This window comes from Pantoea sp. EEL5 (genome assembly GCF_049892805.1).
GTDB lineage: Bacteria > Pseudomonadota > Gammaproteobacteria > Enterobacterales > Enterobacteriaceae > Pantoea > Pantoea ananatis.
Genome location: NZ_JBNDNJ010000001.1, coordinates 301,580 through 326,431 on the forward strand (window position 1 = coordinate 301,580; position 24,852 = coordinate 326,431).

The following is a 24,852-nucleotide window of genomic DNA, read 5'->3' on the forward strand; positions in this document are numbered from 1 at the left end:
TGCAACCCGAGAAAAGAACCAGGGCGATACCAACGACGCAACAATTGATGAAACCCACGTACCTGAATGGGCTGATAAACAGCCGCATTACGCGAAGTATGAAATGGACTTTCATTTCTTGTTTCGTGAAAGTGCTGCATTCATGTGTTCATCTGGCTATGCTACCGACATGATGTTTAACGATATCTCAGGAGAGAAGATGACGGCGGCCGCTTATTTTGACGCTCTCTACGCGCAGCGTAACAGGGAAACCCAGCAATGCTGGCGGCAAGAAACAGCGAGTGTACATCAGCAAGCAGACAAGTTTTTCTATCCTGCCGGGCTTCACGCCCTGACCAGTGGCATTCAGCCCGTCCTGAATCCGCAAATTCAGTCACTCCTTGCCGATCTTCGTGGCTTAACTCAGGGGGATCCGCTGGCAGACGTCATGCGGGCCGAACATTTTCACGTTACCTTCCTGCCCGTCACGCCAGCGCGCTATCAAAGCCCGCAGCAGATCCCGGCTTTAGCGGGCCTGAGGGATGCCTTTCGCCAGAACGTGACCGACTCGTCACTCAGGGTTGACGCATTACGGCTGGTGGCGCTTCCCGATCAACTGCTACTGGCAGGTATTCCTGAAGGCCACGCCGTAGCGCAAAGAGCAGCATGCTGGAATGCACTGCTGTCACTGGAAGAGTGGCGGGATTTGCTTCTGCAAAGACATGGTGGAAAAACAACGCCACCGGAATACTGGCACACCACGTTGCTACGTTATCGTTCAACAAGCCTGCCCGACACGCTCAAATCGTATTTTACCGACAATATGCACCGAAGATATGGGGCCATTTCGGGCGACATCAGGCTGGTATTTGCGGTTTATAACTGGTCTGATCGAGAAACGATAACAGTTTAATCCGGAAAGATCCCATGATGAACAGGGATTCTAAAGTATCGCCAGGCGGCGCGGAAATGTGGCCGTTATTAATCGTAGTCACCGTTCTCGTAATGGGGCGAATAACGGTCATCAAGCATTTCCTGGATAGCCACCAAACCCAGGATAAGAATCAAATTAATAAAGAACAGTAATAATAAAATGATGCTGGTCATTGCCTGTTTCCTGTCGTCACTTTTCCTTGAGGATGAACGCTCCAAACACGGCAGACAGGGAAAGTGACTGTTAAAAAATGATGTAAAAGGAAAGGGCGCGCATTGGGTCGAACAAGAACGTGTAAAAAAACGGTATTTCGTCGTTGTCACCCTCAGGTAATAAACTGATGCGCTTTGCTGTGCAGTATTGTATTGCCTAAATGAGCAGCAAGAAGCATCGATAACCAGAAAAGTAAATTACGATATTTCATCGCGTGTGCGGTGAGCGTGGTTAACAAGAAGACGGGTACATAGCGGCTATTTATTCTTATACGATGCATCATATCGCCAGCGCGGCACCGTGACGGCCAGGTCTTCTGGCGACGCTTCATGCAAAACTGCCGCGATGATGGCTTAGGTTAATTACCCGCCGGGTTTGGATGGTTCCACAGGTCAGCGGTCACCATCGGGCTTTTTACACATTATCGCCAAAAAAAAGCGTGTTGAAATATCAGGTCATAAAACGATAAATGCGCCCTCCCTCATTCAGTGAGATCTGCATCACACTTAGAGTGGGATCAGTAAAATCGTCCATATCCTGACCTCATTTGCCCTCATCGCCCGCTATCGCTACTTTATATGCTGCATGGACACGACATGTTGTATGAGCGGAGCTTAATGATGTCTCATGTAAATACTTTCACTATTCAAAGCGAACATAAGCAAAAAGTTCGTCGTATGAACCTGTTCATCTCAGTTTCAGCCGCGCTAGCCGGGCTGCTGTTTGGACTGGATATTGGCGTGATTTCCGGTGCGCTACCTTTTCTGACTCATCATTTTAGCCTGAGCAGCCATGAGCAGGAGTGGGTGGTCAGCATCATGATGCTGGGTGCCGCGCTAGGTGCGCTATGTAATGGCTGGGTATCGCATCGGCTTGGCCGAAAATACAGCCTGATGGCGGGCGCCGTGTTGTTTGCTATCGGATCGCTCGGTTCCGCAGGCGCAACCAGCGTTGAAATGCTGTTGATCTTTCGTCTGCTGCTGGGCCTGGCCGTTGGCGTGGCATCCTATACCGCGCCGCTTTATTTATCTGAAATGGCCACTGAAAACGTGCGTGGCAAAATGATAAGCCTGTATCAGCTGATGATTACCCTGGGCATCGTAATGGCCTTTATATCGGATACTGCTTTTAGCTACAGCGGTAACTGGCGGGCCATGCTGGGGGTTCTGGCCATTCCCGCCGTTGTACTTTTTATTATGGTCATTTTCCTACCGAACAGTCCACGCTGGCTGGCGGCTAAGGGGATGCATATTGAGGCGGAGGAAGTGCTGCGCATGCTGCGCGATACGTCGGAAAAAGCTCGCCAGGAACTCAATGAGATTCGGGAAAGTCTGCGCATGAAGCAGGGCGGTTTTTCGCTTTTCAAAAGCAATAAAAATGTCAGGCGAGCGGTCTTTATGGGCATGTTATTGCAGGGCATGCAGCAGTTTACCGGGATGAATATCATCATGTATTACGCGCCGCAGATTTTTAAAATGGCGGGCTTTAAAAGCACTCAGGAGCAGATGATCGCCACCGTTATCGTTGGCCTGACCTTTATGTTTGCCACTTTTATTGCCGTTTTTACCGTAGACAAAGCGGGCAGAAAACCCATCCTGAAAATTGGCTTCTCGGTGATGGCCTTTGCCACTCTGGTATTAGGTTACTGCCTGATGAAAGCAGGGCAGGGAAATATCAGCAGCAGCCTGTCCTGGGTTTCTGTCGGCATGACCATGTTATGTATTGGTGGATACGCAATGAGTGCAGCACCCGTCGTCTGGATCCTGTGTTCTGAAATCCAGCCGCTAAAATGCCGTGACTTTGGTATTACCTGTTCCACCACGACGAACTGGGTGGCGAACATGATTATCGGTGCGACCTTCCTTTCACTCTTGGGCAGCATCGGCGCAGCCGGAACCTTCTGGCTGTATACCGGGTTTAACCTGGTGTTTATTGTCATTACTGTGTACCTGGTGCCGGAAACCAAGAATGTGACGCTGGAACGGATTGAGAGGAATTTGATGGCGGGTGAGAAGTTGCGGGATTTGGGGCGATAATTACTTTCATGACAGTATCCAACTATGCATTTCCTTAATTAATTCAGGACAGGTAATGGCCGCTGAGTTTTAGACTGTTACCTGTCAAAGCGTCACACGGCATGAGCATTTATATACTCTCCGGCTTTGTTGAATAAATCGAACTTTTGCTGAGTTGCAGGATCAGAACACGCATTCTCCTGACAATACAGGCAGTCCCGTGGCAAACCAGAAGTTCAAAATCACCAACTGGCCTACCTACAACAAAGCCCTCATCAACCGTGTCTCCATCACTTTCTGGCTTGACGATGAGGCGATTCAGGCCTGGTATGAGTCAGCAGCGCCTTCATCCCGGGGAAGACCTCAGCGTTATTCTGACCTTGCTATCACGACTGTCCTGATGATTAAACGCCTGTTCCGGCTGGCCCTGCGAGCTGCTCAGGGCTTTATTGATTCCGTTTTTGCCCTGATGGACGTTCCTCTGCGATCCCCGGATTACACCAGTGTCAGTAAGCGGGCGAAGTCGGTCAATGTCAGTTTCAAAACGTCCACCCGGGGTGAAATCGCGCATCTGGTGATTGATTCCTCCGGGCTGAAAGTTTTCGGTGAAGGCGAATGGAAGGTCAAAAAACACGGCAAAGAGCGCCGTCGTATCTGGCGAAAGCTGCACCTTGCTGTCGATGGTAAAACACATGAAATCATCTGTTCAGACCTGTCGCTGAACAACATAACGGACTCAGAGGCCTTCCCGGGACTTATCCGGCAGACGCACAGAAAAATCAGGGCAGCAGCGGTAGACGGAGCTTACGACACCCGGCTCTGTCACGATGAACTGCGGCGCAAGAAAATCAGCGCGCTTATCCCGTCCAGGAAGAGCATGGGTTACTGGCCCGGTGAATACGCGTATCGCAACCGTGCTGTTGCGAATCAGCGCTTGAGCGGAAGCAATGCCCGATGGAAATGGACAACAGATTACAATCGCCGCTCAATAGCGGAAACGGCGATGTAGCAGGTGAAGCAGCTGTTCGGCGGTTCACTGACGCTGCGGGATTATGATGGTCAGGTTACGGAGGCTATAGCCATGGTGCGCGCGTTGAACAAAATGACGAAAGCAGGTATGCCTGAAAGCGAGCGTATCGCCTGAAAACGCAGCCCGGCACGGGGATACTTACCCGAAATTTGATTTATTCAACAAAGCCCCTGAGCTTTCAACGGTGCTGTTGATAAGGCATACAGGCTGATGCCTTACAATAAATAGTTCTTTAAAAAAACATCACAAAAACTTACCATTGCGAAGAACTTTTTTAGGATAAAGACGATATGAAAAAAGCAGTGGCAGTCATTTTATTAGCTTTCGCGTTAACAGGTTGTGGCGAGCCAAAGATTGATGGTTCATCCGAACAGGCCTTTCAAACCTCTATGCAAAAAGTCCGTGATTCTCTTGCCGAAGATAAACGCGCGGCCTTTAACGATGCCATTCAAGTCATTGCGTTCAGCCAGGTCAGTATGAAAGAGTTGATGCAGGCGGGCAGCGGTGACGAAGGCGGACGCGCACTGATCGATAAAAAGATCAAAGGCGCGCTGGCTGGCAAGACCGGTGAAGAAGTCATTGATTACGCGCACAAGATCAAGCAAGAGCGCGCGGCTAACCAGTAACATGACTTCTGAATCCTGACCCAGCCGGGTCAGGATGTTGCAGGTAATGGTTGCCTGTTTGATGAAGCCCATGTTATGGGCTTTTTTTATGCACCGCGTTAAGGCTGTAACAGACCGACAAACGCCTGTTTTCAGCGCCATTACACTCTAAAAGCACGCCTGGTCTTTTACAGACGGAGAAGGCGCTTTGTGATAAACCAGCGTCGCGTGATCCCACCAAGGATTAACATTCACCGACTGCCCAACCAGCATAAATCCCGCGTCCGCGATCTCGGCGATAAGTGCATCCAGCGGCTTCAGGGTGCGCCAGGGATGACCGTTAACCATTAAAACCCCGCTGCGGGCATCATAGCGGTCAAGGTCGGTTCGCTGTTTAGGCGCACCATACATACTGCTGATGATCAATGTGCCATTGGTAGCCAGAATCCGATGCAGAGCCTTGAGGCACGCCGCGCGCTGGGGACCGATCAGGCAGTGAAAGCAACTGCCGTCAAAGACGACATCAAACGTTGCATCCGGATAATGTGCCATGTCACAGACATCGCCCTGATCAAAACAGCCGCTCAAGCCTGACGCCGCGAATCGCGATCTGGCCCAGTCCACGGCGACCGCTGAAATATCCACGCCAAATACCCGAAAGCCTTTTTCGGCAAAACAATGTGAGGCCATGGCACCGTTGCCGCAGCCCAACTCAAGGAACGTTCCGCCAGGTGGGATGAACTGCGCAGCACCCAGCCAGCTAATGGTAGCGTTAAGTTGCTGATGCGCCCGTTGATAACCGCTGCCGGTCCAGGCTTCATGGCCTTCCCTCTGAAGGCGACGATAAATAGCGTCATAGCTTTCCACGTCAGGCTCACCTTTTATTCAAAGAGCGTCATGACAGATTATGTGATTTTTAGCGGCTTTTATCACAGGGCATCAGCAGGTAACAAACCGGGCGTATCAGGCATCAGCGCAATAAAAAGATGATGACCTGAAGAACGGCAAGCAGTCAGAATTTAACATTTTGACCACTCCTGGCGCTGCTACCGTGATTCTGCTTTACCTGCAAAGAAGGACTTGCGTATTGTGAGGCTCTGTTTCCTTATCGCCTTTTCACTATGACGAATCTGAATGTGACGATGTGCCGCAGCGCCTCTATTCTGTTCGCAGTTTTGAGCGTATTGATGAGTTTTACGGCTCAGGCTGGCGATCGAAGAAGGGTGACACAGCCTGTCTCGCCGCCCGTTTGCCAGCGGATTTATGCAAGCAATCAATCCAATATCGGCCCGCACATTCAACAGGCGCTGAACAACTGCCCACCTGGCAGGATGGTACTATTAGTGCCATCGCCCACTGTAAAGACGTTGACGAGCGGCCCCCTGTCTTTGCCCTCCGGCGTCAGCCTGGGGGTTGATAAGGGTGCGGTGCTGAGCGCCATCCCGGATCCACGCTTATATGATAACGGCCGGGGGAGCTGCGGAAAGCTGGATAACCAGGGCAATGGTTGTCGGGCGTTTATTACGCTTACTCACGTCCACGGCAGCGGGATTTACGGGCAAGGCGTGATCGACGGGCAGGGCGCTGCCAGCATGGCAGGTGAGGCGCAAACCTGGTGGCAACTGGCAGCCAGCGCCAAAAATGATGAGGCGAAGCAAAACGCCCCGCGACTGATCCAGATTGATCATGCCAGTGATATTACGCTGTACCAGATCACCCTGAAGAACGCGCCAAACTTTCATGTAGTCATCAATGACAGTCAGGGCATTACGCTGTGGGGCATCACTATTGACACGCCCGCCACCGCGCGAAACACCGATGGGGTCGATCCAATGGGTTCTTCCGATGTCACGCTAATCAACAGTCGAATCAGCACCGGCGATGACAATGTGGCGATTAAAGCGGGCAATGCGCCCGCCTCCCATATCTCCATCCTGAATAACCAGTTTGGCTTTGGGCACGGTATGTCAATTGGCAGTGAAATCAACCGTGGCGTTAGTGATGTACTGGTTGACGGGCTGACGTTAACCGGCACGACGAATGGCCTGCGTATCAAAAGCGATCGCTCGCGGGGCGGGCAGGTCCGGGCGATTCGCTATCAAAATGTCTGTATGCAGAACGTGGACAATCCCGTGGTCATGGATACGCACTATGATACGCACGCGAGCGGCACGATGATCCCGGATTACCGCGATATCACCTTCGATAACGTCAAAACAGGCAAGGGGAAACTTACGCTGGATGGTTACAGCGAAGTTTATCCGCTTGAGATGACCTTAAAGAATGTCACTGTCGGTGAGCAGGCAACGATAGAGGAACGCTTTGCTATCGTTCATGGGCGCTTTACGCGGGCACCTCAAACAGCGTGCCGTTAACCGCGTGGTGGGCTGCTCGCGACTTACTCTGGCAGTCTGTTTTGATCTTCATCGCGCTATTTTATCTCTGCTTCAGCGCCATTTTCTGATTCACCATACAGCTGGTTTGCCGTGTCGTTTGGCCAGGATTCAATGTCACCGCAGGAATAGGTATAACTGCCTAACGCCAGTTTATAGCTCAGCACGTTCTTATCGTCTATGGCCGCGCCCCAGACCACTTCCAGCGCTGGATTGTGCGTTTCAATGAAGTGCTTCGATAACTGATCAAACTTCACGGGCACGAAGCGGGAATAGGTATTGTCTGCAGTAAACGCCACGCTGGACATAAACAGATCCATCTCACTACTTTCCCGGTTTTTCAAACCTAAAAGCATGATGTTATCGGACGTTTTCACCAGTTGAAGCTTTATGGTTTTGCCGCATAGCTGCTGTCCGCTGGCAGGCAGATTACCCAGCAGCGGTGCGCGCTCCGCAAGGGCTCTGTTTGAGATTAAAACTGTCGATATAAAAAGAAAAAAAACAGTCGTCGCGCGTTTCATAAGGCCCTGTATCAAATAAAAAATCATCAGATTGCAGAGCCTGCATGTTTTAACGCTTCGCCATCTTGATCTGTTACATGAAAAGCGCAACAGATTGTCATCTGCGGCATTGACCGGTTACGCGATGTGTTTTATCGCACCAGGGTGAGTAGGCGCGATATAATATGCCGGACAGACAACCTCTGTAACACGCCGCCGGGAAAACCAGATGATAAAAGAGTGACATCATGCGCTTAATTTACTGTTCCAGAGCGATGTAAACCCTGGCGAACAACCAGGTATCTTCGCTCTGCTTTTCAACTTCTCATGCCCCTTCATGGGTTATCCAATTGGACCCGAAGGTAAAGGATTTATCCGGCTAAATCTGGCCTGTCCGCGAGCGTATCTGCAACAAGCGCTTGAAGGACTAAAGAAAATTCGGCTGTGACATCCAGACAGGCCAGCGGTCATCGTTAACCTGCTGGCCTTAACCGCATATTACCAGGCCCAATCGTTATGTCCGCCTAAAAAATTATTCCGGCGTTTCTTCACGATAACAGGCGGCTGGCGTAAAATCGGCCAACCTGAGTGGGTTGTCTTGCAGAGTGGACCTTATGCTTATCAGCACAGAAACAGAACGGACGTATATCGCTGATAGCCGTCTTGCCTGCACCCTTGCCGCCGTGGCGGGCGCCTTAAATACCGCCGCGTTTGAGATTGTAGGATTCTTTTCCGCCAATATGACCGGCAACGTCTCTTCGCTGTCCGATTTTCTGGCCAAGGCAAAGTTTCACAACGGTCTGTTTTTCCTGTTTATCGTCTGCATGTTTATTGTGGGCGCGCTCTTTTCCACATTAATTATTAATGCCGGACGCAGACGCAAAATTCGTACTATTTACGCGGTGAATATCTTTATAGAAGGCATTGCGCTGGTGGCGCTGGGCGTGATTGAGGCTCGCTATCCCATTGCTGCATCCGGTGTGGTGCTGATCCTGAGCCTGAGCTTTTTAATGGGGCTGCAAAATGCGGTGGTCACGCGTATCTCGAATGCGCGCGTCAGAACGACGCACGTGTCCGGTACGTCCACAGACATTGGCATCGAACTGGCCATGCTGTTTGATGTCCTCCGGCGAAAAGAATCACCCAAAGATGCGCCACTCTATCTGGAACGCCTGCGACTGCATACCTACACGATTCTTGCTTTTCTGGTGGGCGGCGTGGCCGGTATCTGGCTGTGGCATTTGCTGAACTACTATTTTCTGGTGCTTATCGGTCTGGGGCTGATGGGCATGGCGCTGGTCGCTATGCTAAAACCTCAGCCTGCTGATGTTGCCCGTTAAGGGTGGCGCTTTTCAGGGGCCAGCACCTTGAGCGCATCATTAATCAGGCAAAACTGCGCGGGCGTTTGCCCAATAATTTCGCCGTCGGCGTTAATGTAGTGCGGACGGCGCGTATGCAGCGTGAGTGCCGTGGTGCTGAAGGTGCGTACGTTACGCCAGCGGCCCTGGGTGCCGCGCCGCAAAGAGGGGAAGAGCGCCAGCAACTGCCAGCTTCTTTTCAACTCCAGACTGTAGACGTCCAGCAGCCCATCGTCCGGGGCCGCGCTTTGCTCTACGGTCATGCCACCGCCGTAAAAACGTCCGTTACCGACCGAAACCTGAACGGTTTTGATCGCAATAGCCTGTCCCTCATGATGTAACGTCGCACTAAAGGGGCGGCTTTGCCGCAAGATGCGCAGTGCTGCAAAAGCATAACCCAGCACGCCCCAGCGTTTTTTGGCCTGAGCCGTAAGGTTCCGCGCCAGCTCTGCCGAAAAACCGATGCTGGATACGTTCAGGAACAAATGACCATTTACCTCACCCAAATCCACAAAGCGTACGTTTCCCTGGCAAATGATGCTGACAGCCTGCTCCAGCTGAGGCGGAATCCCGAGCGTACGTGCAAAATCGTTGGCGGTGCCAAGGGGCAAAATGCCTAAGGGTAAGCCGGTCTGCATAAGGCCCGCTGCCGCCGCATTGAGGGTGCCGTCGCCCCCGCCGACAATCACCAGATCCACCTGGCTGGCATACGCGGTGATGAGCTCAGCGTAAGGACGGCTGTCGTCGTAAGCGGGTTCTAGCAGAATCAAACCGGATTGCTGCAGCAGCTGCGTGGCGCGCGCGGCATCAATGCGACCTTTACGTGAGCGCTGGTTGATTAAAAGTAATGCCGTCTTTACCCTTTGCTGCATGCTTCGTCCATTTTTAATGAAATGTAGTGATGAAGTAACCAGAAAGTACACATGGGGGATTATCTCTTACAACCTTGCTTGCGCTACTTTACGTAAGCTCTGGACAGGGGATGGCCCTGACAAACTGCGCCAGGATTGTCTACACTGCCAGAAAATGGCACGACTCACGGGAGCACAAATGACAGAACAGCAATTTCGAACCCTTCTGGCAGAAAAAGGGTTTGCAGAGCCGGTTATTGTGGAGCGGGGCGCAAACAGCGAGCTGGATCATCATGAACATCCCTTTGAGGCGATGGCTCTGATCCTGAGCGGCGATATTACCTTGTACACAGAAAATCAGGCGACCACCTATCGCGAAGGCGATATTTTTCACCTGCATGCAGGGCAGCCGCACCGCGAGACGTTTGGCGACAAAGGCGTTCGCTATCTGTCAGGCAGAAAAAGTTAATCCGGTGATGTGCCAGTGATGAACACCTTTGACGCGCTATTTCAGCGCTTAGCCCAATCGCCTTTTCGTCAGCGTTTCCGTCTAGGGCGGTCGGAATATGACTACTGCCTGACGAAGGGAGAGGCCGATGTGGCAGCCCATGCGGCCACGTTTGTCCAGCAGCGACTGGCTGCCAGCGCACCGCCTAATGACGGTAAACAGACGCCAATGCGCGGCCATCCGGTTTTCATCGCGCAGCACGCCACCGCGACCTGTTGTCGTGGCTGTCTGGCGAAATGGCACGGGATTGCTCAGCATCAGGCGCTGGATGATAAACATCAGGCTTATGTGGTCGCGGTGATTATGCACTGGATCCATCAGGCGATGGCGCAACCCGCGCCTGTGCCGCGCGTACGTAAGGCCAGAGCCGCCGCCAAATCACCTTCGCCGGGCAGCCAGCAGCTGGATTTGTGGTAGAAAAGATTATGCGGCTGATGGACTTTTAACCAGTCAGGTTCGCCATATTTCATTTCAGGTCTATTCTTAAATCGTTCTTTGGTCTCCTGTGCCAAGATAATCACGCAAGACGACAAATTTCACACAAGAGGGAATTACGATGAAGAAAGCAATTATTGCACTGTCTGCTGTTTTACTGGCCTCGCCAGTTTTCGCTGCTACCACAACGGATGAAACTGTCGCTGAAGCGCACAAAGGCGCAGATACCGCTAAAGAAAAACTGCATCAGACCGAGCATAAAGGCGAAGAGCTGAAGCTGAAGTCTGAGCATGCCGCAGAAGGCAAGAGCAACTCGACCTCCAGCAAAATTTCTGAAAGCACGCAGAAAGGCTGGCACAAAACCAAAGAAGGCACCGAGAAAGGCTGGGATAAAACCAAGCAGGGTGCTGAAGACCTGAAAAATAAAGCGACTAACTAAGCCGCTTTAGTGTGAAAAAACCCACCGATGGTGGGTTTTTTTATGGCTTATTTTCGAGCCGGCTCGGCCGGAACCGTTTTCGCCTCTAAGGCCTCGGCTTTTGCGGCCTCTGCTTCTGCCGCATCCTGTTGTGCGGTATCAGACTGTTTTTTTCCTTCTTCAATAAACTCTTCATCGATCTCTTCGATGTTTTCACGGTTATCGCGTCCGGACAGCAGATTCCAGCAGGCAATGAACAGCGCGGCAATCACCGGGCCAATCACGAAGCCGTTAATGCCGTAGATTTCCATCCCACCCAGCGTCGTAATCAGAATCAGGTAGTCAGGCATTTTGGTGTCTTTGCCCACCAGCAGCGGGCGCAGAATGTTATCTACCAGGCCGACAACCACGACAAAGAAGCCAACGAGGAACAACCCTTTCCACAGCGCACCGGTGGCGAAGAAGAAAATGGTCGCCGGAACCCAGATAATGGCGGAACCGACCGCAGGAACCAGTGACAGGAAGCCCATCAATGCGCCCCATAGCAGGCTGCCATCGATGCCGGTAAACCAGAAAGCCAGCCCGCCCAGAATCCCCTGCACGACGCCAACGACGACCGTGCCTTTCACCGTTGCGCGTGACACCGCGGCAAACTTCATAAACAGATGATGTTTAACGTAGGTAGACAGCGGAAGCGCTTCCAGAATGAGATGCACCAGATAGGAACCATCTTTCAGCAGGAAGAACAGCAGGTAAAGCATGATGCCGAAGCCAACGGTAAAACTGAACGTACCTTTACCGATGATAAAGGCGCTGCCCGCCAGATACTGACCGCCCTTAAGGGCAAATGCCGACAGCTTCTGCTGAATCTGTGTGGCATTGTCCAGATTATTTTCAGCCAGATAGTGTTTAGCCCAGCCCGGTAGGTGCTGTAACAAATCGGCGAAGACCACCGGAAACTGGGCGGAGTTGGTTTGCAGCTTGTGATAAACCGTGTTCACCTCCACCACCATGGAAGAGGCGATGATCGCTAACGGGGTGAAAACGATCAGGCAGATGCAAACCAGCGTCAGCAGTGAGGCAAGACCGTTACGATCGCCCAGTTTGCCGCGCAGATACCTTTTGAGCGGGTGGAAGATGACGGCCAGCACCGCTGCCCACAAAATGGCCGAAAAGTAGGGCGCTAATACTTCAAAAAAGGCAATGGTGGCCATTGCTAAAATCAGAAGGAAAAACCCGACAGTAAGTCCTTTAAAGCGCATTGGATAACCTCATGTAAACATCCCTTAATAAGCACGCACGCCGATGCGGCCATTCGCAACCCGAGAGTGTATGAATGTCGCAACGGTAATCAACGATCAATTCTGTTTTTTAATCAATGTCAGACGGCATTCGTGCGGTAACGCCCTCACAACGTCGTAAAGAGGTGGCGGGGCGTAGTCTTGACATCGCCATTGGGCAACACCTCGTTATCTGTGAATAACATCGGTCAATCCTACATTAGCGTAGCGGGTTCGGCCGTTTTTGCTGCCCGTTCGCGGTGGTTTATTCAGCACGCAACGCGCTTTGGGGGTAAACCTCTGGCATAGCAGCTGAAATAAAAATGTCATAGGGCAATGCTAGCGTGACAACCGGCAAGGTCAGAGATAATCAGACATCAAAGGAATAATAATGAAAATGAAATTCACGCTGATTGCGGCGGCACTGCTGGTGGCGCAGCAGGCACAGGCAATTTCGTTGTCCGAGGCCAGCATGCTGGCAAACAACACCTCGCAGGGATCGCCCAGCCCGGCTTTTAACGCACTTGAATTACAGGCGCTGGCGGCAGAGCGGGCGGCCATACAACATGGCGCGCCTGCGCTCAGCCGTGCCCAACTCAAGCAGGCGAAGCAGAGTGATAAACTCGCTGACTACCAGTGGCTGAAAGCCAGCGGTTATGATTTCCAGGGGAATGCGTTGCAAAAGGCAGGTATTGCCCTGTTATCAGGGTTCAGCACGCTGCCGAAAGCGGTACTGGACGCCAATCGTGCCACGGTGACATCAATTAATCTCAATGCCACTCAGGGCGAGCGACATCAGGCGCTGGCGGACGCAGAGGGGATCAGCTATCTCTATTTTCTCGCCGATGCCCTTGGGCCGCGTTTAGGTAAAGCCTTCCTGGCTGCCTATGACAAAGGCGAAATCAATAAGGCGGCAGCCCTGATCAAAGCCAGTGAAGTCAGTACCGGTGAAGCAAAAAAACATTTTAACTATCCACGTCCTTTCCTGCACAAAGGGAATACGATTCATCTGGTGCCGGATGATACGGTGATCAAAGACAATCATCCCTACACAGCCGATGGCGGCTCGTTCCCCAGCGGGCACACCAACACGGGCTATACCGATGCGCTGCTGCTAGCCGAGATGGTGCCGGAGCGGTTTGAAGCCTTACTGCAACGCGGCGCACGCTACGGCTATTCACGGCTGGTTCTGGGCGTACACTACCCGCTCGACGTGATGGGCTCGCGCATGGTGGCGCAATACAACGTTGCCCATTATCTGAACGATGCCGCTTATCGGACGTTATTCAATGATGCCCGTCAACAACTGCGTAGCGCGCTGGAAAAAGAGTGTGGAACAACCCTGCCGGCGTGCGCCAAACCTGCCGGTAGCGACGATCCTTACGGCAATGGCAGCATGAAGCCGTTTTATCGCTTTACGATGAGCTATAACCTGCCCAAGGTCGCCGGGAACACGGCCAAACTGCGGGTACCGGACGGGGCCGAGGTGCTGCTGGAAACGGCCTTACCAAAGCTGTCCGCAAAACAGCGCCGTGAACTGATGGTGAAAAGTGCCTTATCTGCCGGTTATCCGCTGGGTGGACCGGGCGCCGATCAGGCATTCTGGCAGCGGCTGGATCTGGACGCCGCATACGCACAGGCCAAATCCCACAGATAAAAAACATGGGCGGGAATCTCCCGCCCATGTTTTTACAGCGTGGCCTGGGTTGGCATCATGCCAGGCACCAGAATAACCTTGCGGCACGCTTCTTCACGCTTTTCAAAAATCTCATAACCGCGAGCGGCATCTTCCAGCGGCATATGATGCGTCACGATTTCTTCCGGTTTTAAATGCCCTTTTTCAATCAGATTCAACAGATCGGGCAGGTAAGCATGCACATGCGTCTGGCCCATTTTAAAGGTCAGGCCCTTGTCAAACGCATCGCCAAACAGGAAACCATGAATAAATCCCGCATACACGCCGGGCACGCTGACAATGCCGCCACGGCGAACCGCAGCGATACATTGACGTAACGCTTTCCCGCTGCTGCCTTCTAGTTTCAGGTTGGTTAGCACTGTTTCGGTCATGCTGCCTTTGGCTTCAAAACCCACCGCGTCAATCACGGCGTCCACACCGCGGTGTCCCGCGCTGTGCTCAATAATCCAGGCGGCGGGATCGTCGTTGTTATCAAAGTTGATGGGGATCACGCCGTAGCGCTCTCTGGCAAAATTCAGCCGGTAGTCATTGTGATCGATCATGTAGATCTGCTCTGCACCTTCCAGTCGGGCACAGGCGGCACTGAGCAGGCCCACAGGACCTGCGCCAAAAATAGCGACGCTCGATCCCTGTTTAATCTCGGCATTTTTCACCGCCTGCCAGGCCGTAGGCAAAATGTCGGACAGGAACAGAACCTTTTCGTCTGAAAGGGTGTTCGGCACTTTAAAAGGGCCGGCGTTGGCCTTAGGCACGCGCACGTATTCTGCCTGACCACCGGGCACTCCGCCATAGAGTTTACTGTAGCCAAACAGGGCCGCCGGCGGCGTAATGCTTTTGCGGTTTAGCGCCGCGCCTTTGCCGCTGTTGGTGTTTTCACACGCGGCATACTGATGCAGATGACAAAAAAAGCAGTCACCGCAGGCGATAACAAACGGGATCACCACGCGGTCGCCTTTTGCCACGGCCGTTACCGCACTGCCGGCTTCCACCACTTCACCCATGAACTCGTGGCCGAAAATATCGCCATGATCGGTGCCGGGAATTTTTCCTCGATAAAGGTGCAGGTCAGAGCCACAGATCGCCGTGGCCGTTACGCGCAGAATAATATCATCGGCGGCTTCCAGTCCGGGATCGGCAACGTTATCAACGCTGACTTTATGAGGGCCGTGATAGGTTAACGCTTTCATAGAGTCGACTCCTGTAAATCACTGGACGGCAACCGCCGATCGGGCGGCGGCTGCATTAACAGCGCGGTTGAGCGCACTGTCCTGTCCAAAACGTTAAAGGTGATTGAAGTGTAGTGAGGAAAAAATGGGTAAGCAGAGCGGTATCCGCAAACTATGTCGGACGGGGCAGGCCGTAACGCCGTCATCACACGTTTTCCCCTGTTTTTGCCGGAAAGGTGCACGATATGGCGCTTAACTTGAATTTTTACCGTCAGATAGTGTAAAAAATGGGGCGCAATCGATTACGTCCTGACGGGGCGGGCTGAATCTGGCAGGTTGCACACATGCGTTGATGGCGAAAACGCCAACCCTTTACCCGCTGCAAGCCTTGATGCAGGCTGATGCATATTCTGGAAGATCTGATGAAAACCTCGCAAACCCGCACGCTGGAAACCCCTCACGTTAATGATGAAACTGGCTGGCGAAAAACGGATACCGTCTGGATGCTGGGTTTATATGGCACCGCTATCGGTGCGGGCGTGTTGTTTCTGCCGATCAATGCGGGCATGGGGGGACTGTTACCCTTGATCGTTATGGCGGTGCTGGCGTTTCCCTTGACCTTCTTTGCCCATCGGGCCTTAACGCGTTTTGTCCTCTCTGGCAGCAATCCGGCAGGGGATATCACCGACGTGGTTGAAGAGCATTTTGGCGCAGGGGCGGGCAAACTGATTACGCTGCTCTATTTTTTTGCCATTTACCCTATTTTGCTGATGTACAGCGTAGCCATGACTAATACGGTTGAAAGCCTGATGGTGAACCAACTGGGCCTGGTGCCGCCGCCGCGTGCGCTCCTGTCGTTGATATTGATTATCGGCATGATGACGGTGGTGCGCTTTGGCAAAAGCATGATTGTGAAAGCGATGAGCGTCCTGGTTTATCCGTTTGTCGCCGTGTTGATGCTGATGGCGTGTTGTCTGATTCCTTACTGGCACGGGGCCGCACTGGAAACCCCCAATGCGGGCAGCGGGCGCAATCTGTGGATGACGCTGTGGCTTGCCCTGCCGGTCATGGTATTCTCGTTTAATCACTCGCCAATCATCTCCTCGTTCGCCCTGGCGAAGCGGCAGGAGTACGGCGAGCAGGCCGAGCGAAAATGCTCCCGGATTCTGGCCTGCGCGCACCTTTTGATGGTGCTTACCGTGATGTTCTTTGTCTTCAGCTGCGTACTCAGCCTCTCGCCGCAAGACTTACAGTCCGCTAAAGCGCAAAACATTTCGATCTTGTCCTACCTTGCCAACCATTTTAATGCGCCGCTTATCGCCTGGATTGGGCCGTTGATAGCCGTGGTGGCGATCACCAAGTCATTCCTCGGCCACTATCTGGGCGCACGTGAAGGGTTCAACGGCATGGTGAATAAAGCGCTCCGTAGCCGGGGCAAAGCGATGGCCCCTGACAGGCTGAATCGTCTGACGGCCGTGTTTATGCTGCTGACAACCTGGCTGGTGGCAACGCTCGATCCCAATATCCTCAAAATGATTGAAACGCTGGGCGGCCCGATCATTGCCGTAATTCTGTTTTTGATGCCGATGTACGCTATCCAGCGGGTGCCCGCTATGCGTCAATACAGTGGCAAACTCAGTAATCTGTTTGTGATGCTCGCCGGGCTGATCGCCATTTCGGCCATTTTTTATTCGCTGCTTAAGGCGTAATTCTCATTGATATCAAGGCGCCGTCCTATCCTTATGCCGGGACGGCGCCAACCTGAGACAGCGTTCAGACGTATTCATTAAACAAAGGTTTATATTTGTTACGAATTAGCATGGTAAAGTTAACGAGAATAATTCTTATTTCTCAACAGGGTTAATAAACATGAAATTCGGTATTTTTGCAGCCACGTTGCTGGCCTCAACGGTCTGTTCGGCCACCACCTATCCTCTGACCGTAACGGATGTGGATGGACAGACGATTACGCTGCAGAAAGAACCTCAGCACGTCATTCTCCAGGACGGGCGAGACATCATGACGCTGGCGCTGCTGGACCGGGATAACCCTTTTAAACGGGTTGTGGCATGGAATAACCTGCCAAAGAAACAGGATACGCAAACCTGGGCGCTGCTGAAGAAAACCTGGCCGCAGGCTGAGAAGATTGTGGATATGGGCTTCAACGATCAGGGGCAGGTGAACCTCGAAAGCGTGTTGGCAAAGAAACCGGATATCATGATTGCGCAATTGCGTGCCAAACCTGCGCTGATGCAGTCGGGAGTGCTGACCACGCTCAAAAGCCTGAACATCCCGGTCGTGTTTGTTGACTATGAACTGCATCCTAAAGAAAACACCGTGCCGGGTATTACGCTGCTGGGTAAAGTGCTGAACCGTGAAGCCGAGGCGAAGGCCTACACCGATTTTTACCAGCAGCACTGGCAGAATCTGCAGAAGGGCATTGACCAGGTTAAAACCAAACCCACCGTCTTTATTGAACCGATAGCCGGTAACAGCGACAGCTGCTGCTTTACGCATAGCCACAGCGGCTGGGGTGGACTGGTGGAAGCGGTCGGCGGCAAAAATATCGGATCGACTTTGCTGCCGGGTAACGCAGGTTTTGTTTCCCTTGAGAAAATCATTGCCATGAAGCCGGACGTTTACATCATGACGGGGTCAAAACGTTCCAACAGTAATGTACTGCCGTTCGGTTACGGATCGGACAGGAAAGCGGTGGCGGCAACCTTTACGACGTTGTTGAAGCGTACAGGATTAGCGCAGATTGAGCCGGTAAAACAGGGGCGCACCTACGGGATCTATCACCACTTCTACAACCATCCTTACAACATTATCGGGATGGAGATTCTGGCAAAAGACTTGTATCCAAAGCAGTTTAGTCAGCTCGATCCGGTGGCGGATTACCATCAAATCATCCGCAGGTTTACAAAATTACCGGATGCGCCTGTGCTGCTGAGTTACCCCTGATGGTCATCCGTTCAGGCGTAAAGCGCGCCTGAACGGATAAAACTGAACACCCGTTTTCAGGTTTGCGAAGTGCAGCGGTGTATTTCTTATTGGATCAAACCGGCATGTAAAATATATCCGCGCCGTTTTTCATCCAACTGTCATTAACCAGAGGTTATTATTTCATCCCGACACTTGTGATGTGGTGTTGTCTGCTTTGCTTCTCCCTTTTTCTCTTAAGGGGCATTTTCCAGTTTACTGGCTTTGACGATAACTTCCCGATCTCAGGATCGGGGTTTTATTTTGATGCCTCGCCAGGTTTGAGTCCCCAAACGATTTTCCGCAAGGTATCTGTGTTTCACGCCTGATGCAGCGTGCCTGACGAGAGAGAGACGCCGTCCGCGCCTGTTTAGCGCGCTGACTTTTAAGAGTTTTGGTCATTCTTATTTCTTCCAGTTACGACAATAGTAATGGCAACGGCGCTGAGTCGCCGTTACCACTGGAGGCAGTACCATGAAAAAAATAAAATCAGGTTTGATTATCGCCCTTTTAGCATACAGCACGATGTACAGCAGCCCTGGGCTGGCACAGGGGCCAGGCGGCCCAGACGGTCCGTGGCATCATCCTGGCCGCGGTCCCGACGGCGATGGCCCGCCAGGCCTGGATCGCGATGGACCTCCCAGCCACCGGCCTGGCCCGCCACCGCCAGATGTGCGGCGCGATTATCATCACGATCGCTTTGCCTGGCGCGGTCATGAGTTTCGCCGTGGTGGTCCTGTACCGCGAGAGTACTGCGGTGAAGATTATCGGGTTGATGACTGGCGTGAGCGTGGTCTGAGAGAACCGCCGCCGGGTCAGCACTGGGCCGACATCGACGGTAACTATGTTTTGATTGCCGCCGCCACCGGCATTATTACCTCGCTGATCCTGAATAACGCGTTTCAATAGCGACACAGGGATGGCCGATGCCATCCCTTTTTTATGCACCGAACGCTCGTTACCAGGCTATTCTGACAGTTAATCCTGAACGTTTACCGGCTAAGGAGTTCTGATGACCACGGTTAAGATGGTTGCTGTTGATATGGATGGCAGCTTTCTGGATGACAAAAAGCAGTATAACCGCGCGCGTTTCCTCGCCTGTTACCACCAGCTCACTCAGCGACATATCAAATTTGTCGTGGCCAGCGGCAATCAATACCATCAACTCCGCTCATTTTTCCCTGAGATCGCCAGTGAGATTGCGTTTGTCGCAGAAAACGGCGCGTTAATTATCGATCGTGATGAAGAACTGTTCTGCGGTGCTTTTAGCCGTAATGACATCGATGCGGTACTCGATACGCTTGAAAATGGCCACTATCCTGATCTGCGCTATCTGCTCTGCGGACATGAGAGCGCCTACTACTTCGAAGGGATGGATGAGAAGTGGCTGGTCAAGATGCGGCATTATTGCCACCGGCTCAGGCCCATTCGTTCTCTTGATGAGGTTGCCGACGACAGGATACTTAAGTTTGCCCTTAATCTGTCGGATGAGTATGTCGAGCCTTTAATGGCGGATATCCAGCGCCTGCACGAAGGTTCGGCGGCGGCGACGTCGAGCGGGCACGGTTCGGTTGACTTAATCGTTCCTGGTCAGCATAAAGCTAACGGCCTTAACCTGCTGGCGCAGCGCTGGGGCATTTCTCACGATCGGGTACTGGCCTTTGGCGACGGCGGTAACGATCTCGAGATGCTGCAGCAGTCGGGTTTCAGTTTCGCGATGAGCAATGCGCCGCAGCGGGTTAAAGACGCCGCGCGCTTCCTGGCACCCGCGAATAATGATGAAGGTGTGCTACAGGTGATCGAGCAAATGCTTGCAGGTGAAACGCCCTTTGGCGGGGCGGAACAGGGGGAATTTGCGGGCTAAAACACCGCCCGCACTACGCTTACGCGCTGACCGGCCAGGCGCGCGTAATCATGTCGCGCATCTCATCTTTGCTGTAGCTGACGAGGCTGTTTTTACTGTTGGCCCGGGCCAGGATCCAGTCGATATCCGACGGGCTTAACGTTGGCCCCTCCTGCCAGAACGTCATAATGGCTGAGCGTTGTAGCCAGGCTTTGAGATAGCGCGCGGGTGAATCGGTCTCCTCGTCAAAAAGCTGCGCATGCATTTCATCCATGAGCTGACGCTGGCGCGCATGCTGGCTGTCTGCAAGATGATCCAGAAACGTGAACAGCAGCCTGCCGCAGACTTCACCATGATGGAAGGGTTTAATCGCGCCCAGCTCTCCGGCGATGCCGTGAATGACGCCCAGCCCCGCGCTGCTCAGGCTGACACCGCCCAACCAGGACGCCATCATCATCGCCTCACGCGCGCGATCGCCGGTTTCGTCTTGCTGGTTTTGCCGAGGCCATCCCTGAATAAACTGACGCAGTCCGGTAAGGGCTAACTGGCGCGTAAAGAGGTTGCCCTTTCTGGAAAGATAGGCTTCAAATAAATGGGTAAACGCGTCGATTCCACAGGTGGCCAGCACCTTATCGGGGGCGCCCTTAAGCAAGTCAGGATCGAGAATCGCGACCTGTGGCACGAACACCGGATGGCGCAACGATGCTTTTATCTGGATATCCCGCTGGTCAGTCACGACGGCGTTCTGCGTGACCTCACTGCCGGTGCCCGCCGTGGTGGGAATCGCGATGAGCGGCAAGGTAACGGCGCTGACTGCCGTGTCTCCGACTTTTTCCAGGTAGCGGGCGGTGGGAAGCGGGTGCTGAATCATGGCGCTGAAGGCCTTGGCGGCATCCAGAACACTGCCGCCTCCTACGGCGATAACCCGATCGACATGGCCGCGCCAACGTGCCACCCAGCCATCAATATCGGCAGGCGAGGCCTCGTTGCTCACAATTTCATAACCCACAATGTGATCGTTCAGCGTGGTTTTAATTCGGGCATAGGCGTCGCCCTGTAAGAACGAACGGCCGCAAAAGAGCAGGGTAGCCTGGGGTTGGGCGGCCAACAGGGGAATCAGTTTGTTAAGGCTTCCCTGGCCGAAAAGGGTTTGTTGATTGCTGTACAGCTCACTCAGATTGTCACTCACCAGCGCATCCTTTTATATCTTCGCTAAAATCTGAGTGTAACGAAAAGCGGGCGATCGGCCCCGCGAAACTTTCTTATAGCGAGGGGAGCAAAAGTTGATCGTCTTCGCAAAACGCAAATTCAACGACGTGGAGTGATGCTTTAACACGGATGTTACCCTTAACATGTTATCGGTAACAGGGGTTGTCAAAATGTTACGACCATGGCAGCGCCCCAATTTTGCGCGTCCTCCGGGACGACGATAACAAAGCGGCACTGAGAAGATTCAGAGCATCAGGTGGAGAAAAATTATGCCATTACTCTATGTGGCGATTGGCGTGGCATTACTGTTACTGCTGATGATTCGCTTTAAACTCAACGGCTTTATCGCACTGATTTTAGTCGCCCTGGCGGTAGGGATCATGCAGGGCATGCCGGTCAACAAAGTCATTCTTTCGATTAAAAACGGCGTCGGCGGGACGCTGGGCGGACTGGCGCTGATCATGGGATTTGGTGCCATGCTCGGTAAATTACTGGCCGACTGTGGTGGTGCACAACGTATCGCCACCACGTTGATCGATAAATTTGGCACAAGGCACATCCAGTGGGCGCTGGTGCTGACCGGTTTTATCGTTGGTTTTGCCTTGTTCTACGAAGTGGGCTTTGTGCTGATGCTGCCGCTGGTGTTTAGCGTTGCGGCTTCTGCACGGGTACCGCTGCTGTTTGTTGGCGTTCCTATGGCGGCGGCGTTGTCTGTCACCCATGGGTTTTTACCGCCTCATCCTGGCCCCACGGCAATAGCGACGCTGTTTAACGCCGATATGGGAAAAACCCTGCTTTTTGGTACCTTACTGGGCATTCCGACCGTTATCCTGGCGGGTCCGGTTTACGCGCGTTTCCTCAAAGGCATTGATAAGCCTATCCCTGAAGGGCTCTACAACCCCAAAACCTTTAGTGAAACCGAAATGCCAGGCTTTGGCGTCAGCGTCTGGACATCGCTTGTTCCGGTCATTCTGATGGCACTGCGTGCGGTAGCGGAGATGGTGCTGCCCAAGGGACACGCGCTGTTGCCTTATGCCGAGTTCTTTGGCGATCCTGTTATGGCGACGCTAATTGCCGTGCTGATTGCGATCTTCACCTTTGGTCTGAACCGCGGGCGCAGCATGGAACAGGTGATGGACACGTTAAGCGATTCCATCAAAATTATTGCCATGATGCTGCTGATTATCGGCGGCGGTGGGGCCTTCAAGCAGGTTCTGGTGGACAGCGGCGTGGATAAATACATTGCCAATATGATGCATGCCACCAATTTGTCGCCGTTGTTTATGGCCTGGTCTATTGCTGCTGTGCTGCGTATCGCACTTGGCTCGGCAACCGTGGCGGCGATTACCGCCGGAGGCATTGTCGCGCCGTTAATTGTAACCAGCGGTGCCAGTCCTGAATTAATGGTGATAGCCGTGGGGTCGGGCAGTGTGATTTTTTCACACGTTAACGATCCAGGATTCTGGCTGTTTAAAGAGTATTTCAACCTGACGATAGGCGAAACCATCCGCTCCTGGTCAGCACTGGAAACGATTATATCAGTGTGTGGTTTAGTGGGATGCTTGCTACTTTCTTACGTGGTGTAAGGGCGCCTGCACGTGACAAAAGGGCCGCGCAAACATGGCGGCCCCTGCCGTTAATCTGACGCTTCAAAGCCCGCTTTTACCATCTGTTCTCGCAGTGCGCGGGCGATCTCCCGGTTACCTCCGGTAACCGGATAAATCACGTTATTCACCACATCATCAAGGTAATGCTCCGCAAATTCCTGTCGGGTAAGTTGCGTGCCGCCTTCATCATTAATGGCGAAAAAACCTTTGATTTGTTCACCGCTGTCTTTTGCCTTCAGGCTGTAGCGGCCCATGCTGGTATTAATGCTACTCATAAGGTCTCTCTCCCTGCTTTGCATTTTTAGTGTCAAAACCGTCGAGCTGTCCTGTCCGCATAAATTTTAGCCAGAGATGATTCTTAAAACGAAGCGACAGGGATGACAAAAAGGCCGCTATGCGATGCTTCTCACAGAAAATAACAATTAAAGCTGAATGTTGCTTTCATAGTTGAGAACGCAATAAGCAAAAAGCACATCGCTGAATTTTGCCTATACTGTTATGGGAATGTTTTTTAATGGTAAGGGAGAGGAAATGAAAATAATTCTGTGGATTATCGCCATTATTTTTATCGTGGGACTGTTGACCCTGACAGGGGTATTCAAACTGATTTTCTGATTCGACGGGCATCTTGACGGGTGCCCGCAGCCCGACCAGTGAGCGTTTCTCTTGACACCGCGAGCCGGTAAGATTTTCATCCTGCTACCTGCTACCTGCTACCTGCTACCTGCTACCTGCTACCTGCTACCTGCTACCTGCTACCTGCTACCTGCTACCTGCTACCTGCTACCTGCTACCTGCTACCTGCTACCTGGTTAAGCGAGCGCATTTTTACTGGCATTACCCTGACCCTTAATCATTCTTTATGTGGTTTACCTGAGGTGGTGTGATGGTAAAAGTCGCTGTTTATCACTGCTCGCCCCGTTCGGCGCCTGTATGAAGGCGCGACGTGATGTTGCGTAAGTGTTGAGTTTGGTTGTGAAAACTACAGAACTTAGTGGAAATGTTGAAAGTTCTTGCTGTTTGGGCTTGGTTCATCTTTTTTGCGCTAAAATTGCTCGTGCTTTATTACGTCAATGATAATTACATGCTGAATACCCTGAGCATTTTTTTTTAAATTTCGGGTCAGGCGGGTCTTCCCGTTGCTGATTTTCAGCATGGAACACTGCGTTCAATCAATAAGAGACAGGTAATACCGAAGTGAACAGGTACCTTTTAACAATGTTATCAGCTCCATTACTGGCGCTGTTTTTTTCTTTTTCCCTCCAGGCCGCTATGCTCTCCCAAGAGATTAAATCAGGCTGGGATACCTTTACCGGCAACGTCCAGCAAACCTGGCAACAGCCTGATGCAATTGATGTTTATGTGCCCGCCATCACCTGGCACAACCGCTGGACGTATGATGAAGAGCATATTCACAGATATAACGAACGTCCCTGGGGCGCCGGTGGTGGCGTTTCGCGTTACGATGAGAAAGGGAACTGGCACGGCCTTTACCTGATGGCGTTCAAAGATTCTTTCAACAAGTGGGAACCGTTTGGCGGTTACGGCTGGGAGGCCACCTGGCGACCTTTGCAGGATCAAAATTTTCACTATGGTCTGGGCTATACCGCAGGGGTAACGGCACGGCATAACTGGGGATACTATCCTGTTCCGGCCATATTACCGTTGGCGTCAATAGGTTATGGTTCGCTGAACTTTCAAATGACTTATATTCCAGGCACTTACAACAACGGTAACGTGTATTTTGCCTGGCTGCGCTGGCAGTTTTAAGCTCTGGAGCCAGTGAAAAAGTAACCAAAGGGTAAATAATAGCGATATTTATCACTTTTT

23 protein-coding genes and 1 pseudogene are annotated in these 24,852 nt (G+C 52.4%); 16 read left to right on the forward strand and 8 right to left on the reverse strand.

Annotated features, from left to right (window positions below):
* The first annotated feature begins 103 nt into the window (after window positions 1-103).
* Complete coding sequence (locus tag ACPXSQ_RS01390; RefSeq protein WP_210448215.1) at window positions 104-892, forward strand: hypothetical protein; 789 nt, start codon at window positions 104-106, stop codon at window positions 890-892.
* Between the two features lie 68 nt (window positions 893-960).
* Here the strand turns inward: ACPXSQ_RS01390 and ACPXSQ_RS01395 are convergent, their stop codons facing one another.
* Complete coding sequence (locus ACPXSQ_RS01395) at window positions 961-1,086, reverse strand: hypothetical protein (RefSeq protein WP_275235583.1); 126 nt, start codon at window positions 1,084-1,086, stop codon at window positions 961-963.
* Between the two features lie 657 nt (window positions 1,087-1,743).
* Here ACPXSQ_RS01395 and ACPXSQ_RS01400 point away from each other — a divergent pair.
* The 3 genes and pseudogenes from ACPXSQ_RS01400 (at window position 1,744) to ACPXSQ_RS01410 (ending at window position 4,797) form a co-directional block, all read left to right on the forward strand.
* Window positions 1,744-3,162 carry a sugar porter family MFS transporter gene (locus ACPXSQ_RS01400; RefSeq protein WP_014606335.1) on the forward strand — a complete coding sequence of 473 codons (1,419 nt, stop codon included), beginning with the start codon at window positions 1,744-1,746 and terminating at the stop codon, window positions 3,160-3,162.
* Window positions 3,163-3,316: 154 nt separating this feature from the next.
* Window positions 3,317-4,285, forward strand: a pseudogene (locus ACPXSQ_RS01405) (IS5-like element ISPan1 family transposase).
* A 176-nt stretch (window positions 4,286-4,461) separates the two neighbouring features.
* Window positions 4,462-4,797 (forward strand): DUF6694 family lipoprotein, encoded by a 336-nt coding sequence (locus ACPXSQ_RS01410; protein ID WP_014606334.1) that lies wholly within the window; start codon window positions 4,462-4,464, stop codon window positions 4,795-4,797.
* Window positions 4,798-4,944: 147 nt separating this feature from the next.
* Here the strand turns inward: ACPXSQ_RS01410 and ACPXSQ_RS01415 are convergent, their stop codons facing one another.
* Window positions 4,945-5,643: a class I SAM-dependent methyltransferase gene (locus tag ACPXSQ_RS01415; RefSeq protein ID WP_072137865.1), complete on the reverse strand. Its 699-nt coding sequence runs from the start codon at window positions 5,641-5,643 to the stop codon at window positions 4,945-4,947.
* A gap of 275 nt (window positions 5,644-5,918) precedes the next feature.
* Here ACPXSQ_RS01415 and ACPXSQ_RS01420 point away from each other — a divergent pair, with 275 nt between their 5' ends.
* Window positions 5,919-7,151 carry a glycoside hydrolase family 28 protein gene (locus ACPXSQ_RS01420; protein ID WP_199252877.1) on the forward strand — a complete coding sequence of 411 codons (1,233 nt, stop codon included), beginning with the start codon at window positions 5,919-5,921 and terminating at the stop codon, window positions 7,149-7,151.
* Between the two features lie 56 nt (window positions 7,152-7,207).
* Here ACPXSQ_RS01420 and ACPXSQ_RS01425 read toward each other — a convergent pair whose 3' ends face one another.
* Window positions 7,208-7,525 carry a hypothetical protein gene (locus ACPXSQ_RS01425; RefSeq protein ID WP_231858590.1) on the reverse strand — a complete coding sequence of 106 codons (318 nt, stop codon included), beginning with the start codon at window positions 7,523-7,525 and terminating at the stop codon, window positions 7,208-7,210.
* A 758-nt stretch (window positions 7,526-8,283) separates the two neighbouring features.
* Between ACPXSQ_RS01425 and ACPXSQ_RS01430 the strand changes: the two genes are divergently transcribed.
* Complete coding sequence (locus tag ACPXSQ_RS01430; RefSeq protein ID WP_014606331.1) at window positions 8,284-9,009, forward strand: YoaK family protein; 726 nt, start codon at window positions 8,284-8,286, stop codon at window positions 9,007-9,009.
* Here the strand turns inward: ACPXSQ_RS01430 and ACPXSQ_RS01435 are convergent.
* Window positions 9,006-9,899 carry a lipid kinase gene (locus ACPXSQ_RS01435; protein WP_013024988.1) on the reverse strand — a complete coding sequence of 298 codons (894 nt, stop codon included), beginning with the start codon at window positions 9,897-9,899 and terminating at the stop codon, window positions 9,006-9,008. The genes ACPXSQ_RS01430 and ACPXSQ_RS01435 overlap by 4 nt on opposite strands.
* 178 nt (window positions 9,900-10,077) lie before the next feature.
* Between ACPXSQ_RS01435 and ACPXSQ_RS01440 the strand changes: the two genes are divergently transcribed.
* From ACPXSQ_RS01440 to ACPXSQ_RS01450, 3 genes are all read left to right on the forward strand, one after another.
* Window positions 10,078-10,347: a cupin domain-containing protein gene (locus ACPXSQ_RS01440; protein ID WP_072137868.1), complete on the forward strand. Its 270-nt coding sequence runs from the start codon at window positions 10,078-10,080 to the stop codon at window positions 10,345-10,347.
* 18 nt (window positions 10,348-10,365) lie between these two features.
* Window positions 10,366-10,803, forward strand: coding sequence for a DUF4186 domain-containing protein (locus tag ACPXSQ_RS01445; protein WP_029568526.1), 438 nt, complete (start codon window positions 10,366-10,368; stop codon window positions 10,801-10,803).
* 139 nt (window positions 10,804-10,942) lie between these two features.
* Window positions 10,943-11,260 carry a hypothetical protein gene (locus ACPXSQ_RS01450; protein WP_013024991.1) on the forward strand — a complete coding sequence of 106 codons (318 nt, stop codon included), beginning with the start codon at window positions 10,943-10,945 and terminating at the stop codon, window positions 11,258-11,260.
* 47 nt (window positions 11,261-11,307) lie between these two features.
* Here the strand turns inward: ACPXSQ_RS01450 and ACPXSQ_RS01455 are convergent, their stop codons facing one another.
* Window positions 11,308-12,501, reverse strand: coding sequence for an AI-2E family transporter (locus ACPXSQ_RS01455; RefSeq protein ID WP_013024992.1), 1,194 nt, complete (start codon window positions 12,499-12,501; stop codon window positions 11,308-11,310).
* Between the two features lie 409 nt (window positions 12,502-12,910).
* Here ACPXSQ_RS01455 and ACPXSQ_RS01460 point away from each other — a divergent pair, with 409 nt between their 5' ends.
* On the forward strand, window positions 12,911-14,176 hold the full coding sequence (locus ACPXSQ_RS01460; RefSeq protein ID WP_158151180.1) for an acid phosphatase: 1,266 nt from the start codon (window positions 12,911-12,913) through the stop codon (window positions 14,174-14,176).
* Between the two features lie 32 nt (window positions 14,177-14,208).
* Here the strand turns inward: ACPXSQ_RS01460 and ACPXSQ_RS01465 are convergent, their stop codons facing one another.
* Window positions 14,209-15,402, reverse strand: coding sequence for a zinc-dependent alcohol dehydrogenase (locus ACPXSQ_RS01465; RefSeq protein ID WP_014606326.1), 1,194 nt, complete (start codon window positions 15,400-15,402; stop codon window positions 14,209-14,211).
* Between the two features lie 401 nt (window positions 15,403-15,803).
* On the opposite strand from ACPXSQ_RS01465, the gene ACPXSQ_RS01470 reads away from it, so the two are divergent.
* From ACPXSQ_RS01470 to ACPXSQ_RS01485, 4 genes are all read left to right on the forward strand, one after another.
* Complete coding sequence (locus tag ACPXSQ_RS01470; protein ID WP_210449891.1) at window positions 15,804-17,090, forward strand: HAAAP family serine/threonine permease; 1,287 nt, start codon at window positions 15,804-15,806, stop codon at window positions 17,088-17,090.
* A gap of 160 nt (window positions 17,091-17,250) precedes the next feature.
* Window positions 17,251-18,345 carry an ABC transporter substrate-binding protein gene (locus ACPXSQ_RS01475; protein ID WP_013024996.1) on the forward strand — a complete coding sequence of 365 codons (1,095 nt, stop codon included), beginning with the start codon at window positions 17,251-17,253 and terminating at the stop codon, window positions 18,343-18,345.
* Between the two features lie 492 nt (window positions 18,346-18,837).
* Window positions 18,838-19,272, forward strand: a complete 435-nt coding sequence (locus ACPXSQ_RS01480; RefSeq protein ID WP_158151176.1) for an RcnB family protein — start codon at window positions 18,838-18,840, stop codon at window positions 19,270-19,272.
* A 103-nt stretch (window positions 19,273-19,375) separates the two neighbouring features.
* Complete coding sequence (locus ACPXSQ_RS01485) at window positions 19,376-20,227, forward strand: Cof-type HAD-IIB family hydrolase (RefSeq protein ID WP_158151174.1); 852 nt, start codon at window positions 19,376-19,378, stop codon at window positions 20,225-20,227.
* Window positions 20,228-20,246: 19 nt separating this feature from the next.
* On the opposite strand, the gene ACPXSQ_RS01490 is transcribed toward ACPXSQ_RS01485, so the two are convergent.
* Window positions 20,247-21,395: an iron-containing alcohol dehydrogenase gene (locus ACPXSQ_RS01490; protein ID WP_158151172.1), complete on the reverse strand. Its 1,149-nt coding sequence runs from the start codon at window positions 21,393-21,395 to the stop codon at window positions 20,247-20,249.
* A 289-nt stretch (window positions 21,396-21,684) separates the two neighbouring features.
* On the opposite strand from ACPXSQ_RS01490, the gene gntT reads away from it, so the two are divergent.
* On the forward strand, window positions 21,685-23,001 hold the full coding sequence (gene gntT, locus ACPXSQ_RS01495; protein WP_013025000.1) for a gluconate transporter: 1,317 nt from the start codon (window positions 21,685-21,687) through the stop codon (window positions 22,999-23,001).
* Window positions 23,002-23,051: 50 nt separating this feature from the next.
* Here the strand turns inward: gntT and ACPXSQ_RS01500 are convergent, their stop codons facing one another.
* Window positions 23,052-23,297 carry a hypothetical protein gene (locus ACPXSQ_RS01500; RefSeq protein ID WP_014606320.1) on the reverse strand — a complete coding sequence of 82 codons (246 nt, stop codon included), beginning with the start codon at window positions 23,295-23,297 and terminating at the stop codon, window positions 23,052-23,054.
* A gap of 922 nt (window positions 23,298-24,219) precedes the next feature.
* Between ACPXSQ_RS01500 and pagP the strand changes: the two genes are divergently transcribed.
* Entirely contained in the window at window positions 24,220-24,792 is a 573-nt protein-coding gene (pagP, locus tag ACPXSQ_RS01505; RefSeq protein WP_029568529.1) for a lipid IV(A) palmitoyltransferase PagP, read from the forward strand.
* The last annotated feature ends 60 nt before the right edge of the window (window positions 24,793-24,852 follow it).

What these genes read in the sequence shown, in the direction of transcription:
- ACPXSQ_RS01480 (WP_158151176.1), top strand. Translation starts at nt 18,838, where the DNA reads ATGAAAAAAATAAAATCAGGTTTGATTATCGCCCTTTTAGCATACAGC.
- ACPXSQ_RS01430 (WP_014606331.1), top strand. Translation starts at nt 8,284, where the DNA reads ATGCTTATCAGCACAGAAACAGAACGGACGTATATCGCTGATAGCCGT.
- ACPXSQ_RS01465 (WP_014606326.1), bottom strand. Translation starts at nt 15,402, where the DNA reads ATGAAAGCGTTAACCTATCACGGCCCTCATAAAGTCAGCGTTGATAAC.
- ACPXSQ_RS01485 (WP_158151174.1), top strand. Translation starts at nt 19,376, where the DNA reads ATGACCACGGTTAAGATGGTTGCTGTTGATATGGATGGCAGCTTTCTG.
- ACPXSQ_RS01455 (WP_013024992.1), bottom strand. Translation starts at nt 12,501, where the DNA reads ATGCGCTTTAAAGGACTTACTGTCGGGTTTTTCCTTCTGATTTTAGCA.
- ACPXSQ_RS01475 (WP_013024996.1), top strand. Translation starts at nt 17,251, where the DNA reads ATGAAATTCGGTATTTTTGCAGCCACGTTGCTGGCCTCAACGGTCTGT.
- ACPXSQ_RS01410 (WP_014606334.1), top strand. Translation starts at nt 4,462, where the DNA reads ATGAAAAAAGCAGTGGCAGTCATTTTATTAGCTTTCGCGTTAACAGGT.
- ACPXSQ_RS01425 (WP_231858590.1), bottom strand. Translation starts at nt 7,525, where the DNA reads ATGCTTTTAGGTTTGAAAAACCGGGAAAGTAGTGAGATGGATCTGTTT.
- ACPXSQ_RS01450 (WP_013024991.1), top strand. Translation starts at nt 10,943, where the DNA reads ATGAAGAAAGCAATTATTGCACTGTCTGCTGTTTTACTGGCCTCGCCA.
- ACPXSQ_RS01470 (WP_210449891.1), top strand. Translation starts at nt 15,804, where the DNA reads ATGAAAACCTCGCAAACCCGCACGCTGGAAACCCCTCACGTTAATGAT.
- ACPXSQ_RS01435 (WP_013024988.1), bottom strand. Translation starts at nt 9,899, where the DNA reads ATGCAGCAAAGGGTAAAGACGGCATTACTTTTAATCAACCAGCGCTCA.
- ACPXSQ_RS01390 (WP_210448215.1), top strand. Translation starts at nt 104, where the DNA reads ATGGACTTTCATTTCTTGTTTCGTGAAAGTGCTGCATTCATGTGTTCA.
- ACPXSQ_RS01460 (WP_158151180.1), top strand. Translation starts at nt 12,911, where the DNA reads ATGAAAATGAAATTCACGCTGATTGCGGCGGCACTGCTGGTGGCGCAG.
- gntT (WP_013025000.1), top strand. Translation starts at nt 21,685, where the DNA reads ATGCCATTACTCTATGTGGCGATTGGCGTGGCATTACTGTTACTGCTG.
- ACPXSQ_RS01440 (WP_072137868.1), top strand. Translation starts at nt 10,078, where the DNA reads ATGACAGAACAGCAATTTCGAACCCTTCTGGCAGAAAAAGGGTTTGCA.
- ACPXSQ_RS01395 (WP_275235583.1), bottom strand. Translation starts at nt 1,086, where the DNA reads ATGACCAGCATCATTTTATTATTACTGTTCTTTATTAATTTGATTCTT.
- ACPXSQ_RS01400 (WP_014606335.1), top strand. Translation starts at nt 1,744, where the DNA reads ATGATGTCTCATGTAAATACTTTCACTATTCAAAGCGAACATAAGCAA.
- ACPXSQ_RS01445 (WP_029568526.1), top strand. Translation starts at nt 10,366, where the DNA reads ATGAACACCTTTGACGCGCTATTTCAGCGCTTAGCCCAATCGCCTTTT.
- ACPXSQ_RS01420 (WP_199252877.1), top strand. Translation starts at nt 5,919, where the DNA reads ATGTGCCGCAGCGCCTCTATTCTGTTCGCAGTTTTGAGCGTATTGATG.
- ACPXSQ_RS01500 (WP_014606320.1), bottom strand. Translation starts at nt 23,297, where the DNA reads ATGAGTAGCATTAATACCAGCATGGGCCGCTACAGCCTGAAGGCAAAA.